Annotated in this window: 13 protein-coding genes and 1 tRNA gene; 2 read left to right on the top strand and 12 right to left on the bottom strand. The window is 45.1% G+C overall.

Annotated features, from left to right (window positions below; all coding sequences use genetic code 11):
* Positions 1-60: 60 nt before the first annotated feature.
* The 5 genes from gpmI to G9G53_RS17535 form a co-directional block, all read right to left on the bottom strand.
* A complete protein-coding gene (gene gpmI, locus G9G53_RS17515; RefSeq protein WP_013308265.1) occupies positions 61-1,605 on the bottom strand; it encodes a 2,3-bisphosphoglycerate-independent phosphoglycerate mutase in 1,545 nt (514 codons plus the stop codon).
* A 1-nt stretch (position 1,606) separates the two neighbouring features.
* Complete coding sequence (gene tpiA / locus G9G53_RS17520; RefSeq protein ID WP_023986490.1) at positions 1,607-2,359, bottom strand: triose-phosphate isomerase; 753 nt, start codon at positions 2,357-2,359, stop codon at positions 1,607-1,609.
* Between the two features lie 59 nt (positions 2,360-2,418).
* Complete coding sequence (locus G9G53_RS17525) at positions 2,419-3,600, bottom strand: phosphoglycerate kinase (RefSeq protein ID WP_029518988.1); 1,182 nt, start codon at positions 3,598-3,600, stop codon at positions 2,419-2,421.
* Between the two features lie 120 nt (positions 3,601-3,720).
* Entirely contained in the window at positions 3,721-4,731 is a 1,011-nt protein-coding gene (gap, locus tag G9G53_RS17530) for a type I glyceraldehyde-3-phosphate dehydrogenase (RefSeq protein WP_023986488.1), read from the bottom strand.
* Between the two features lie 94 nt (positions 4,732-4,825).
* On the bottom strand, positions 4,826-5,863 hold the full coding sequence (locus G9G53_RS17535) for a sugar-binding transcriptional regulator (RefSeq protein ID WP_029518990.1): 1,038 nt from the start codon (positions 5,861-5,863) through the stop codon (positions 4,826-4,828).
* 269 nt (positions 5,864-6,132) lie between these two features.
* Between G9G53_RS17535 and G9G53_RS17540 the strand changes: the two genes are divergently transcribed.
* A tRNA-Arg gene (locus G9G53_RS17540) sits at positions 6,133-6,207 on the top strand.
* Between the two features lie 210 nt (positions 6,208-6,417).
* Positions 6,418-7,014 carry an ATP-dependent Clp endopeptidase proteolytic subunit ClpP gene (gene clpP / locus G9G53_RS17545; RefSeq protein ID WP_013368815.1) on the top strand — a complete coding sequence of 199 codons (597 nt, stop codon included), beginning with the start codon at positions 6,418-6,420 and terminating at the stop codon, positions 7,012-7,014.
* A gap of 127 nt (positions 7,015-7,141) precedes the next feature.
* On the opposite strand, the gene G9G53_RS17550 is transcribed toward clpP, so the two are convergent.
* The 7 genes from G9G53_RS17550 to G9G53_RS17580 form a co-directional block, all read right to left on the bottom strand.
* Positions 7,142-8,248 carry a PdaC/SigV domain-containing protein gene (locus G9G53_RS17550; RefSeq protein ID WP_165149356.1) on the bottom strand — a complete coding sequence of 369 codons (1,107 nt, stop codon included), beginning with the start codon at positions 8,246-8,248 and terminating at the stop codon, positions 7,142-7,144.
* 241 nt (positions 8,249-8,489) lie between these two features.
* On the bottom strand, positions 8,490-9,251 hold the full coding sequence (locus G9G53_RS17555; protein ID WP_069012121.1) for an SIMPL domain-containing protein: 762 nt from the start codon (positions 9,249-9,251) through the stop codon (positions 8,490-8,492).
* A 271-nt stretch (positions 9,252-9,522) separates the two neighbouring features.
* The gene (locus G9G53_RS17560) at positions 9,523-9,792 is read right to left on the bottom strand and encodes an HPr family phosphocarrier protein (RefSeq protein WP_013308257.1); all 270 of its coding nucleotides are present in this window, start codon (positions 9,790-9,792) and stop codon (positions 9,523-9,525) included.
* A 136-nt stretch (positions 9,793-9,928) separates the two neighbouring features.
* Complete coding sequence (whiA, locus tag G9G53_RS17565) at positions 9,929-10,873, bottom strand: DNA-binding protein WhiA (RefSeq protein WP_029518996.1); 945 nt, start codon at positions 10,871-10,873, stop codon at positions 9,929-9,931.
* Positions 10,874-10,878: 5 nt separating this feature from the next.
* Positions 10,879-11,865, bottom strand: coding sequence for a gluconeogenesis factor YvcK family protein (locus tag G9G53_RS17570; protein ID WP_023986485.1), 987 nt, complete (start codon positions 11,863-11,865; stop codon positions 10,879-10,881).
* A gap of 12 nt (positions 11,866-11,877) precedes the next feature.
* A complete protein-coding gene (gene rapZ, locus G9G53_RS17575; RefSeq protein ID WP_013308254.1) occupies positions 11,878-12,777 on the bottom strand; it encodes an RNase adapter RapZ in 900 nt (299 codons plus the stop codon).
* Between the two features lie 65 nt (positions 12,778-12,842).
* A complete protein-coding gene (locus G9G53_RS17580) occupies positions 12,843-13,793 on the bottom strand; it encodes an ROK family glucokinase (RefSeq protein ID WP_013308253.1) in 951 nt (316 codons plus the stop codon).
* Between the last annotated feature and the right edge of the window lie 148 nt (positions 13,794-13,941).

Genomic DNA, 13,941 nt, shown 5'->3' on the forward strand with positions numbered 1-13,941 from the left:
TACTTAATCTCCTTTGTGAATCATGATTTATTGGTCAAGCCTATACTTATTAAATCAAGCTTACTTGCGGGATGCAATCATAGATTTTCCTGTCATTTCCGCAGGTTGCGGAAGTTGCATCAAATCCAGAAGCGTTGGAGCTACGTCAGCCAATATTCCATGCTCACGCAAAACGATATTTTCGTCAGTCAAAATGAACGGAACCGGATTCGTTGTGTGAGCTGTGAACGGACGTCCCTGCTCATCAATTTCCATATCCGCGTTACCATGGTCGGCAATGATAATAACCACGCCACCTTTGGCTTTAACCGCATCTACAACACGTCCAACACATTCATCCGTCGTCTCTACCGCCTTAATCGTTGGCTCCAGCATACCGGAGTGTCCAACCATATCCGGATTGGCAAAGTTCAGGATAATCGCATCATGCTTGTCGGCTTCGATTTCCTTAACAGCAGCATCCGCTACTTCATACGCACTCATTTCCGGCTGCAAGTCATATGTAGCCACTTTAGGCGAGTTGATCAAAATACGAGTTTCGCCAGGAAGCTCCACATCACGTCCGCCACTGAAAAAGAAAGTAACGTGCGGATATTTTTCAGTCTCGGCAATACGCAATTGCTTCTTGTTGTTTTGAACCAACACTTCACCAAACGTGTTATCCAGATTTTTCGGTTCGTAAGCTACAAAGCCCTCAACCGTTTCGCTGAACAACGTCAGGCAAACAAAGTGCAAATCTTTAGGCCATTTCGGGCCACGGTCAAAACCACGGAAGTCCGCGTTTGTAAATACCTGAGACAGTTGAATCGCACGGTCAGGACGGAAGTTGAGGAAGATAACAGAGTCATTGCTTTCGACCAGCCCTACAGGACTTCCGTCAGCCTTCACAATAACAGTTGGCTCCACAAATTCGTCGAACACTGATTTTTCATACGATTCTTTCAATGCTTCCATTGGATCTGTGTATTGAGGTCCTTCTCCGTATACGATTGCACGGTAAGATTTCTCTACACGTTCCCAACGTTTGTCGCGGTCCATAGCATAATAGCGTCCTTGTACAGTCGCAATTTTACCTACGCCCACTTCTTGAATTTTAGCGATCAGCTGCTGCATGAAGCCTACGCCGCTGTCTGGCATAACGTCGCGTCCATCCATGAAAGCATGAATGTACACTTCTGTTAGGCCTTCTTTTTTCGCCAAGTCCAGCATAGCGAACAGATGGCTGATATGGCTATGCACGCCGCCGTCGGACAGAAGTCCGTACAGGTGAAGTTTCGTGTTGTTCTTCTTGGCATGTTGCACTGCTTTAACCAGTGTTTCATTGTCGTAGAATTCACCTTCACGGATGGACTTCGAAATACGAGTCAAGTCTTGATATACGATACGGCCTGCGCCGATGTTCAAGTGACCCACTTCAGAGTTACCCATTTGTCCTTCCGGCAAACCTACTGCTTCGCCAGAAGCCGTCAGCGTCGTATGAGGATACTGTTGTAAATACCGGTCGTAATTCGGTTTGTTGGCCTGTGCAACCGCATTGCCTTCCACGGTGTCACGCAGTCCGAACCCGTCCATAATAATTAAAGCTACCGGTTTTGGTGCTGTCATCTTACTTCGCCCCCTCAACAAGCGCGATGTACGACGCCGGTTGAAGACTGGCACCGCCCACGAGCGCGCCGTCGATATCGCTTTGACCCAGGTACTCAGTAACATTTTCAGGTTTTACACTACCACCATACTGAATACGTACAGCATTTGCTGTATTTTCATCATACAGCTCTTTAATCAGACTGCGGATATAGGAAATCACTTCATTCGCATCCTGCGAAGTGGAGGATTTGCCTGTTCCGATGGCCCAGATTGGCTCATAAGCAACAACTACTTGTGCAGCCTGATCCTTAGCCAAACCAGCAAAAGCTGCTACAGTTTGCACTTTTACAACTTCTTTGGTTTGTCCAGCTTCACGATCTTCCAGCTTTTCGCCTACACATACGATTGGAGTCAGGTCATGACGGAATGCCGCATGAACCTTTTTGTTCACCGTTTCGTCTGTTTCATTAAAATATTCACGACGTTCGGAGTGTCCGATCACAACGTAGTCTACGCCCAGATCTTTCAGCATTCCGCCGCTAATTTCACCTGTAAATGCACCATCTTCTGCAAAGTGCAGGTTTTGTGCGCCAATTTTAATAGACGTGCCTTTTACTGCTTCAACCAGAGCAGGAAGATTCGTAAATGGTGCGCAAATCACGCTTTCCACTCCTGCAACCTCTGCTTTGCCTTTGATCTCTTCGATGAAAGTTTTAGCTTCTGGTACGGTTTTAAACATCTTCCAGTTACCCGCGATAATCGGTGTTCTCAATGGTTTCAACTCCTAACTATTAGGTGCCCTAAAGCTTTATTCACGCATAGTGCGTTTGATTATTTATCGTTCAGTGCAACAACACCCGGAAGTGCTTTGCCTTCCATAAATTCCAGAGATGCGCCGCCGCCAGTGGAAATATGGTCCATCTTGTCAGCCAAGTGGAATTTTTCAGCCGCAGCCGCAGAATCACCGCCACCAATGATGGTGTATGCTTCTGTTGTTGCGCAAGCTTCCGCTACTTCACGAGTACCACCAGCGAAAGGTTCGATTTCAAATACGCCCATTGGTCCGTTCCATACAACCAGTTTGGAGTTTTTGATCACATCTGCATAGATTTTACGTGTTTTTGGTCCGATGTCCACGCCTTCCCAAGCTGCAGGAATGCCGTCGATATCCACAATATCTGTGTTCGCCGTAGCGCTGAAATCGTCAGACACAACAATATCCACCGGAAGATAGAAGTTTTTGCCGAGTTTCTTCGCTTTTTCGATAAATCCAAGAGCTACGTCCAGTTTGGATTCATCCAGCAAAGATTGACCCACTTCATAACCTTGAGCTTTGAAGAATGTATAAGTCAAACCGCCACCAATGATTACGTTATCTGCAATGTTCAGCAGGTTGTCGATCACGTCGATTTTGTCTTTTACTTTGGAACCGCCGATAATGGCTGTAAAAGGACGATCTGGATTCGACAGAGCTTTACCAATAACAGACAATTCTTTTTCCATCAGCAGGCCGGAAACAGCCGGAAGAATATGAGCGATACCTTCAGTGGAAGCATGAGCACGGTGTGCTGCGCCGAATGCGTCATTCACGAAAACGTCAGCCAATTCAGCAAATTGCTTCGCCAACTCAGGATCATTCTTTTCTTCTCCTGCATAGAAACGTACATTTTCAAGCAACAGCACGTCGCCGTTTTGCAGTTCAGCCACTTTCGCTTTAACAGCTTCGCCTACTGCTTCGTCCACTTTAACTACTGGCTTTTTCAGCAGTTCAGACAAACGTACACCAACAGGAGTCAGACGCATGGATTCAACAACCTGACCTTTTGGACGTCCAAAGTGACTCGCCAAAATAACTTTTGCACCTTTTTCAATCAGGTAATTAATCGTTGGCAAGGTTTCACGAATACGCTTGTCATCTGTAATTTTACCGTCTTCGACCGGAACGTTAAAATCTACACGAACAAACACCCGTTTTCCATTCAGTTCTATATCACGTACGCTCTTTTTATTCATCTCCATATTCCTCCGCACCCTTATAATTTTACGAAACAGGAATTTAAGGCACATTTTGATATATAAAGAGCGGAAACAATAACCTGTTTCCGCTCTATGATGTTGCTAATAAGGAAGTTCTTATTTAGCCAGTTTAGCGAAGTATTCCAACGTGCGGATCAATTGTGCAGTGTAGGACATTTCATTGTCATACCAAGCTACAGTTTTCACCAGTTGTTTGTCGCCAACAGTCAGAACTTTAGTTTGAGTTGCATCAAACAAAGAACCGAAAGTAAGACCTTTGATGTCGGAAGAAACGATTTGATCTTCAGTGTATCCATAAGTTTCAGGATCGGAAGCTTCTTTCATCGCTGCGTTGATTTCTTCAGCAGTTACGTTTTTCTCCAGAACTGTTACCAACTCAGTCAGGGAACCTGTAGGTACTGGAACACGTTGAGCCGCGCCATCCAATTTACCTTTCAACTCAGGGATAACCAAACCGATTGCTTTAGCAGCACCAGTTGTGTTAGGAATGATGTTTTCAGCTGCTGCACGAGCACGACGGAAGTCACCTTTAGCATGTGGAGCATCCAAAGTGTTTTGGTCGCCAGTGTAAGCATGAATTGTAGTCATCAAACCTTCAACGATACCAAATTTATCTTGCAGTGTTTTAGCCATAGGAGCCAGGCAGTTCGTTGTGCAAGAAGCACCAGAGATTACAGTTTCAGTTCCATCCAGAATTTCATGGTTTACGTTGTAAACGACAGTTTTCATGTCGCCAGTAGCTGGAGCGGAGATAACAACTTTTTTAGCGCCGCCTTTCAAATGTTTCTCAGCAGCTTCTTTAGTTGTGAAGAAACCTGTGCATTCCAGAACGATGTCTACACCCAGGTCTCCCCAAGGCAGTTCTTCAGGGTTGCGGTTAGCCAAAACTTTAACTTCTTTACCGTTTACTTTGAAGAAGCCATCATGTACTTCTACTTGTCCTTGGAAATTACCTTGTGTTGTATCATATTTCAACAAATGTGCCAACATTTTGGAATCTGTCAAGTCATTGATTGCTACTACTTCAATACCTTCCACGTTTTGAATCCGACGGAAAGCAAGGCGTCCAATACGTCCGAAACCATTAATACCAACTTTAACTGTCATGAGTGAGTTCCTCCCAAAGTTCGTTTAGTTTAGTTTTATATATTCAAGACAGACCCGAAAGCCTGTCAAGACAACACGATTCATAAATCCTATATTAATCATTTAAATAACGACTTACAATCTCAACAGCAGCGCCTTCGTCGGTGACCAGAATGTCTTCTTGCCCGAAACGCAGTACCGCATGAATAGCGGCCGCCTTGTTCTTGCCTCCAGCTACACCTAGAACCGTATCGGTACGCCTAATGTCCTCCAATCGGAGTCCAAGCGTCAGCATTCTGTGAACAACGACGCCATCTTCGTTAAAATAATAACCAAACGATTCGGCTACCGCCCCTTCACTGCTGATCTGGGCAAAGGTTTCGGGATCAAGTTTACGTCTATGTGCCATCGCTATGGCGTTGCCTATCCCGTGAATGATGATACGACTCTCGCGAATCAGGCTCAATATATCCTGAATGTTCGTATCTTCAAGCAAGGAGTTGTAAGCATGATTGCTGAGCAAATCCGGTACATGGAGCAGACGGTATTGAGCGCCGACCTTGCGAGCCATTGTGGAAGCAATTGTGTTGGCCTGCATTTCCATGCTTTCTCCCAAACCCCCGCGTGCCGGTACAAACCACCCACCCTTAAGGGGGCCATTAGAAGGCAATGCCAGTTGTTCCGCCACGTCTGCAATCGTCGTGCCACCTGTTACAGCGACCACATCCTCGTCGTCCATAACACTTAGCAACGCTTTTGCTCCAGCGCGCCCCAGCTCCTGCTTTGTTAACGGAGAAACATCCGAATCCCCTGGAACGACAACCACCTTTCTCAAACCATAGGCTTGACGAATCTGGTCCTCCAATTGGGACAGGCCGAACAAGTTGTTCGCAATCGGCTCCAGCTGTTCCAGCAGATCCAGTCCTGCTTTGCTCACCTTCATGCCTACACTCTCAATCTCAATTAGCCCCTGAGCTTTAAGAAGATCGGTTTCGGCGCGCAACACGCGCTCGGTCATGTTCAGTGAAGCTGCCAGTGTTCGGCGTCCAACAACATCGGACAGCATAATCTGATGCAGGATCGTGTACCTTTTTTTCAAAACATCCATGAGGTCGGGCAGAAGCTGCTTCTGTATTTCTAATATCTTTCGCATGCTTTCCACTCCCGCACACTTCTAAGTTCTGTCTCTAATGCTCTATCTCTAACTGGTCTTAAAACGTCCCGGGATAACTTTTTAAGTCCCACGTATATCTTAACCAATATTTGCTCCATATGCAAGTCTATCTGAACCTATATTTCTCAACCATTTGTCTGAATATGCGCATTTAATAAAAGCTTGCAATTCACTGCTGTATATCATATAATCATCTTTGTTTCCAATTAGCTGTTTAATTAGTTAGTTGTTTGCATTGAATCAACTATGCGCCCGTGGTCCAACGGATATGACGTAGGCCTCCGGAGCCTGAGATCGAGGTTCGATTCCTCGCGGGCGCGCCATTTTAAATGAACGCTTAAATGCTTCTATATAATGTTTTAACCAATAAGAGCGCTGAGGGCTCTTTTTTTTAATCATTAGTTTGACTTTCTTTGACTTTTTGTTTGAAATTGTTTATCATGTGGTTAATACGGTAACAGTTTATAAATAAGGGACGTGTACTCGGCATGTCCACCAAATCCACTAACGATATTTAAGGGAGGTTTTTTGACGTGAGCTATGTTCCTATGGTAGTAGAACAAAGTAACCGCGGCGAACGCGCCTATGACATTTATTCCAGACTGTTAAAGGATCGCATTATTTTGTTAGGCTCGGACGTCAATGACGTTGTAGCCAACTCTATAATTGCGCAAATGCTGTTTTTGGCTGCCGAAGATCCTGAAAAAGATATTCACTTGTATATTAACAGTCCTGGCGGTTCCATTACAGCTGGTATGGCCATTTTCGATACGATGCAATACATTAAACCTGATGTATCTACGATTTGTGTAGGTATGGCGGCTTCCATGGGCGCGTTCTTGCTGAATGCAGGCGCCAAAGGTAAACGTTTCGCTTTGCCAAACAGTGAAATTATGATTCACCAACCTCTGGGTGGTGCACAAGGCCAGGCAACGGATATCGAAATCCGCGCACGCCGCATTCTGAAAATGCGTGATAAACTGAACCGCATTCTCGCAGATCGCACAGGCCAACCACTGGAACGTATTGAAAAAGATACAGACCGTGACTACTTCATGTCTGCTGATGATGCCAAAGAATACGGTATTATTGATAAAGTGCTAACTAGCTCCTCTCCAGAAGGTGTATAAGAGAAAAAATTTGCCTCTCGATAGCTGGTAAATGAAAAAGCTGCTCCGGATGTTATTATCCGGTAGGCAGCTTTTTTGCTTTATTGTTTTTTAGAGTATAGACAGTCCAACTTACTCATTTCTACTATTAAATCTGTCCCGCAAAAGGCTTTCCGCCTTGAGGCAGCAGTTGACCGAACGAGTAGGTAAACTCCGGAATTCCATACGCGTATGGCGCATAATCATACAAATCAAACACGATTGTTACTCCACTGTTCGTCACATAAAAATTCTGATCTGCCGCCAACTCTTTAAATTTACCGAATCCTTCACCAGCCTGAAGCGCATCGATTTTTTTCTTCAAATCAGCATTGAGGAACTTTTTGTAATTTGGATTCGCCTTCAATACGTCAGACAACTGCAGCAGTTTACCATCAGCGAGCGAGAACGTATATCCTTTACGTACCGTCATTCCATGTGCGCCACCCATATACGAGTAATCCTGCATAATCACACTTAGAATACCGTCCTTGTTATAGGCAATTGCAAAATCATTTTCGAAATCATACGGTCTTTCTGTTGTAGCCTCTCCCTCAGCCATTATCTTTTTGCCTGCTGCCAATATACCCTCTGCATGCTTTTTAAGCACATGGTTAATGGCTTGCTCTGCCTCAGGATTCAGCTGGCTGCCGCTGATTTGCGGATACTTAACTTTGTAAGATACCTTCGCATTACTCGAAGCTGGAAGTGTTTGAGACGCAATTGTGATCGGGTTTAGCTGACTTTTACTTAGCGTTACTGTCTTCTGAGCTGCGTTCCATTGAGCATCTATGCCTAGATAGTCTTTCAACAGACTCATAGGAATGTATAGCTTCCCAGCGATCTGTTTGGCATCCATACTACGTGTATTGATTCCATTGACGTTGACGTAGGCATCCGAGGAAGAAGCCATAATGTAAAGTTTATTGTACCCGCTACCTACGGTATATGTCGTTGCTTTCGCATCATAGCTTACTGGAATCCCCAAGCTGTCACGCAGTGCGGCCACCGGAATCATTGTACTCCCGTTCACTTGAACACCTTTAGCGGGCAACGTTTTACCATTCCATTGGATAGTGATTCCTGGTTGCTGTGTTGCCGCTTGCTGCTGTTTAATCGATGCTGCCTGGATATATGAAACGGGGACAGCTGCGACTCCTGCTAAAATCCCTGCTGCCAGCAGTGCTGAACCCCATTTTTTCGTATGCTTATTCATATTAAGTATTCCTCCTGTTATTATTTCTGTATTGTCTATGTGTAAATAATCACTTTACTTATTATATCTATACCCCATTGTATGTAGTTTACAATCTGTACACTCCCCGATTTCAATCTGTACACCTAGTAACCCTTAGCTATGACAGACTCATTACAAAAAGGTTTCGGTATACAAAAAAAGCCAGCAAGCCAGCCTGCGCATGATGCAGGCCGCTTGTGGCTTCGTTTGATGATCTATATTAGTTCATTTCGTATTGAGCCGACACCTGAACTTTCACTGTTACTTGCCCCGATTGTATGTCTGTCCCGCTACCTGCTAAATCCATGAGCGATTTTGACATGGCATTTTCACGTTGTGTAAAGACTTGTGCTTCTCCGCCATCTACCGTCACATTCACAAGAGCACCTAATCCGCGTTTGGCCGCTTTAGCTACAGCACTGGCTTTAGATTGTGCGCTTCCCAATGCTTTAGTAATGGCTTCTTCCTCATAAGTCGAAGGATCTTCCACCGAAAAACGAACATTATCTACGTTATTGGCTCCGGACTTGGTCGCCTCATCCAACAACTGACCTATTTTATCCAAATCGCGGTATTTAACGGAAAGTGTATGGTTGGCAGTGTAGCCTTTGAGCTTCTGCCCTTCTTTTTCGTTATAGGTGTAGTTAGGCTGTACATAAAACTGGCTGGTCTGAATGTCATCTCCGCTGATGCTCCACTTTTCTTTCAGCAGTTGTGTAACCTTGTTCAATTTTGTAGCATTAGCTTTTTGAGCAGCGGCTGCCGTATTCCCTTCCGATTGTACACCGATAGAGAGATAAGCAATATTGGGCTTTGCCAATACTTCCCCGCTTCCAATCACATTAATTACACCGTTTACCGTCGAAGCTGTTGACGCAGCATAAGCACGCTCTGCCCCTGTCCATAATCCTCCTGCTACTCCCCCTGCTATTAATGCACCTGTGAGAACTGCTGTGGCTACTGTTTTTGTCCAAAGTCTCATTGAATTCAACCTCTTTCTAGTAAATGTTTGTACCTTCCAGACGGAAAAGACGGAAAAAGGTTGCAGCCAAGCGTACAAATTTCCGAAACAGAGCATGACCACGAGGATTTTCATTATTTATAGTTTGAACTTAATACGGCCTCTATATCCAATAAATCCACAATAAAACAGTTAGCTGAGGAGTGTTCGAAGGATTTTTTTCTGGATATAAAAAAAGCCCCAAAGGGGCTTTTCACTAAGATCATACACTATATTACAAGCAATTCTTTGTTTATTGATTTTCCAGCTCTACCTTACTAACCAGACTTACTAAAGCGTTTACAGCCTGTTCGGCATCCGCACCTTCAGCACTAATATTGATTTCAGTACCTGTGCTGATGGCAAGACTCATAATACCCATGATGCTCTTGGCATTAACCTTTTTGTCATCTTTTTCCACAAAAATCTCAGATGAATATTTATTCGCTTCCTGTACGAACAACGCAGCAGGTCTGGCGTGCAGTCCTGTTTTCAAACGTACGACTACCGGATGTTTTGACATGTCAGCTTACCCCCTCATCAAATAAATCTGGACACTACTTACTCCATTTTATTTATCACATTATAACATTAACCCGGGACAGACACTAGAAAAAAAACTAAAAAAACTGGGGCTAAAAGCCCCACCAACATTCTTTTTACGGAATCAGGCCATTTTCGCCCCTGATTTTGTCAGCCATCTCATCAATTTTGCGAAGCCGATGATTTACACCCGATTTACTCACGACCCCTTTGAGCATTTCCCCGACTTCTTTCAAATTCAAATCGGGATGAGCGAGCCGAACTTCTGCCACTTCACGCAGTTTATCCGGCAAGGTCTCCAAGCCAACTTCTCTCTCCAGCAACTTAATATTCTCAATTTGCCGGACAGCAGCTCCAATTGTCTTGTTCAAATTAGCCGTTTCACAATTGACAATACGATTCACGGAATTGCGCATATCGCGCATAATGCGTACATCTTCAAATTTGAACAAGGCTTGATGCGCCCCAATGATGCTAAGCAGCTCAATGATCTTCTCGCCTTCCTTGATGTAGAGAATAAAACCTTTTTTTCGCTCAATACAGCGAGCATTTAGATGAAACTCATTCGCAAGATCAACGAGTGCCTGACAATGCTCCTCATACATCGAGGAAATTTCAAGGTGGTAAGATGATCCTTCAGGATTGTTGACAGAGCCACCTGCCATAAAGGCGCCCCGTAAATAAGCTCTCTTACAACAGTTTTTCCGAACAATATCCCGATTAATCCCGTCAGTGAACAAGAAACCTTCTGAGACGATATAAAGATCCTTTAGCAGTTGTTGCACATCATTAGGAATACGGACAATGTACACATTATTTTTTTTCAAGCGCATTTTTTTCCGTACAAGCAGTTCGATATGAAGTTGAAAATGCTTCTTGATCAAGGAGTAAATCCGCCTTGCAATCGCGGCATTTTCTGTGGACACGTCCAATATCACCCTTTTATTCGACAGTTGTACGGATCCGAGCATACGTATGAGCGCAGATAGTTCCGCTTTCTCACAGCAGGACTGGCTTTCAATCATCGTAAGCTCTTTTTTCGTTTGTGCCGCAAAGGACAAGGGACTCACCTCCTTCTTAATATCCAGTTTTGTACCAATTGGTAAATATGCTGGCTCAATTTGTCTGCATCATGCCGTAAATACGTGCGGAACAGAACTAATGTATCTGCCACCACTTTATATCCCCGGTCGGTCAGCTCGCCCATGTCTACTTGAACTGGCTTGGCTCCCTGCTCGGCATACATTTCCTGTACTTGGGGTGGAATTTCTCCGTTATTTACAATGACATAGTCGAAGAGATGATGCCCTACATGCTCAAAAATAGCTTGCAGATGGTCTCCTACTGTATAGCCATCGGTTTCACCAGGCTGGGTCATAACGTTACAGACAAATATTTTGATAGCGTCTGATTTCACTACAGCTTCAGCGAGTTTAGGTACAAGCAAATTCGGTAATATGCTGGTATATAGACTGCCGGGGCCAATCAAAATCGCATCAGCTTCATTAATGGCCTCTACAGCCTCAGGCAACGGCTCCACGTGAGTCGGTTCAAGAAAGACGCGTTTGATTCGTCCGCCCGCTTCTGGGATCTTGGACTCTCCGGTAATCACCGTGCCATCCTCCATTTCGGCGCTTAGCACAACGCCTTCCTCGGCTGCTGGCAGCACACGTCCCCGGACAGCAAATACACGGCTAAGCTCACGCACCGCCGTTACAAAATCTCCCGATATATCGGTCATCGCTGCTAAAATCAGATTGCCCAGACTATGGCCTGACAATCCTGATCCCGCACCGAAACGGTATTTCAGCATATCTGACATCACTGGTTCCACGTCAGCCAAGGCAGTCAGCACATTGCGAATATCCCCTGGGGGGGGCATCTGCAGCTCACTGCGCAAAATCCCGGAACTTCCGCCATCGTCAGCGACTGTAACAATAGCCGTAATATCTAGCGGCTTTTGCTTTAAGCCCCGCAGCATGACGGACAAGCCGGTTCCGCCGCCCATAACAACTATACGTGGGCGCTCCCGTTGTGATCCGGTCTCTTTCATGATTTCACCTCATTAATGCCGGTCCCGATCAGCATCCCGATGCGAAACAGAAACAGATTCTGTCTCGCTGGCACCCAGCATTTTTCCTAAATACTCCGATATTGCAACAGAACGATGCTTACCGCCAGTACAGCCAATGCCGATAATGACCTGGCTTTTGCCTTCTTTGCGATATTGCGGAATCAAAAAGTGTAACATATCCAGCAACTTGGTCAAGAATGCCTGAGTCTCGGGCCATTTCATGACATAATCATATACATCGCTATCCTGTCCAGTGTGGGGACGTAGTTGATCCACATAGTGGGGATTAGGCAGGAAGCGCACATCGAATATAAGATCGGCATCAATGGGAATACCATACTTGAAGCCAAAAGAAGTAATGTTCACGGAAAGCATACTGCTCTCCAGATGAGAAAATCGTGAAATAATCCTTGCCTTTAAAGTTGCAGGCTTCATCACACTTGTGTCAATAACCTGTGTAGCCGAGCTTTTTAGTTCTTCCAACATCTTGCGCTCCAAACGAATCCCATCCAAAGGCATGCCGTCTGGAGCCAGCGGATGACGTCTACGGCTTTCCTTATACCGCTGTACGAGAACGCCGTCATTAGCATTTAAGAATAAAATTTCACAATGAATCGTAAAATGATCTTTAATATAATTCAAAGATTCCGACAAGGCAGTAAAAAATTCTCGTCCGCGTAAATCAATTACGAGTGCCACCTTGCCTATTTTACCGTTCGACTGCTCAATCAACTCGGCAAATTTGGGAATCAGTACAGGGGGCAAATTATCAACGCAGAAGAAGCCCAAGTCTTCCAGGCTCTGAACCGCAATGGTCTTCCCTGCGCCTGACATCCCCGTAATAATAATGAGCGTTGCCCACGGCGCAGCATTTTTTAGGTTGTCTGTCATATGGACTTCCCTCTCCTTTTGCTTCTTCGCTCTATGCCAGTACCCGTATTATCAATACCTGTGGATCAGGAGCGTAGCAGCAACCCTGCAGCCCCTACTATACCTGCGTCATTGCCTAACACTGCTGGTACGATATATACACCCTTTTGAAGCGGTTCAGGTGCCAGCTTGGCGTATACGCGACGCATCTCTTCAAATAAAAAGTCGCCTGCTTTAGAAACACCGCCGCCTATAATAAACAACTCTGGATTAAGCACAGCGGCAACCGCTGCCATGGATTTCCCCAAATAAAAGGCAGCCCGGTTCACGATACGCAGCGCAACCTCATCTCCAGCTTTAGCAGCATCAAATACTTCCTTGGCAGCAATTTGATCTTCCAGCGCCAGAGAGGTCCGGTCGCCACGTTCCACAGCGTCCTTGGCCATACGAATGATGCCTGTTGCTGAAGATACAGTTTCCAAGCAACCCATTTTGCCACACCCACACTGAATAGCCTCCAGATCAGGTACGACACTGATATGGCCAATTTCTCCGGCCATGCCCGAAGAACCTTGGTATATTTTACCGTTTATAATAATACCGCCACCTACTCCTGTTCCCAGGGTATAGCATACGCAGTTTTCTATGCCTTTGCCTGCACCAGCCCAAGCCTCACCCAGCGCAGCAACATTCGCATCGTTGTCTATTTTCACAGGCTTGCCAATCCGGTTCTCTAGGAGCGCACGGATCGGTACGTCACGAAAGCCAATATTAGGAGCGAGGACAATAATACCATCACGAACATTCGTAAAACCTGCAACGCCTGCACCGACACCCTTTAGTTGATCCCACTCATAAGGAGATTGCTCAACAATATGCCGCACATATTTTTCGATATTACCGATGACAACGTCTACACCTTTATCGGTTTCGGTTGGTCCCTCATATGTGTGCAAAAGCTGTCCGTTTTCATTACAAATGCCGACTTTAATCGCGGTACCGCCCAAATCGACACCTACATAGATACTTTCAGACATGTTCCAAGCCACCTTTATGTTTACTTAAAAACCTGGTATGAAATATATGCTTACAATTCCTACTTCATAATAGTAATCCTACGTTCCAACTATAATTGAAGCCCCCGTTACGGTCAAGGACACTTCCTTGTCGAAAAGTGTACGATTA

Source organism: Paenibacillus sp. EKM206P, from assembly GCF_011066155.1.
GTDB classification, from domain to species: domain Bacteria; phylum Bacillota; class Bacilli; order Paenibacillales; family Paenibacillaceae; genus Paenibacillus; species Paenibacillus polymyxa_D.

What these genes read in the sequence shown, in the direction of transcription:
- G9G53_RS17580 (WP_013308253.1), bottom strand. Translation starts at nt 13,793, where the DNA reads ATGTCTGAAAGTATCTATGTAGGTGTCGATTTGGGCGGTACCGCGATT.
- G9G53_RS17555 (WP_069012121.1), bottom strand. Translation starts at nt 9,251, where the DNA reads ATGAGACTTTGGACAAAAACAGTAGCCACAGCAGTTCTCACAGGTGCA.
- G9G53_RS17535 (WP_029518990.1), bottom strand. Translation starts at nt 5,863, where the DNA reads ATGCGAAAGATATTAGAAATACAGAAGCAGCTTCTGCCCGACCTCATG.
- G9G53_RS17525 (WP_029518988.1), bottom strand. Translation starts at nt 3,600, where the DNA reads ATGAATAAAAAGAGCGTACGTGATATAGAACTGAATGGAAAACGGGTG.
- gpmI (WP_013308265.1), bottom strand. Translation starts at nt 1,605, where the DNA reads ATGACAGCACCAAAACCGGTAGCTTTAATTATTATGGACGGGTTCGGA.
- G9G53_RS17560 (WP_013308257.1), bottom strand. Translation starts at nt 9,792, where the DNA reads ATGTCAAAACATCCGGTAGTCGTACGTTTGAAAACAGGACTGCACGCC.
- gap (WP_023986488.1), bottom strand. Translation starts at nt 4,731, where the DNA reads ATGACAGTTAAAGTTGGTATTAATGGTTTCGGACGTATTGGACGCCTT.
- G9G53_RS17550 (WP_165149356.1), bottom strand. Translation starts at nt 8,248, where the DNA reads ATGAATAAGCATACGAAAAAATGGGGTTCAGCACTGCTGGCAGCAGGG.
- G9G53_RS17570 (WP_023986485.1), bottom strand. Translation starts at nt 11,865, where the DNA reads ATGAAAGAGACCGGATCACAACGGGAGCGCCCACGTATAGTTGTTATG.
- rapZ (WP_013308254.1), bottom strand. Translation starts at nt 12,777, where the DNA reads ATGACAGACAACCTAAAAAATGCTGCGCCGTGGGCAACGCTCATTATT.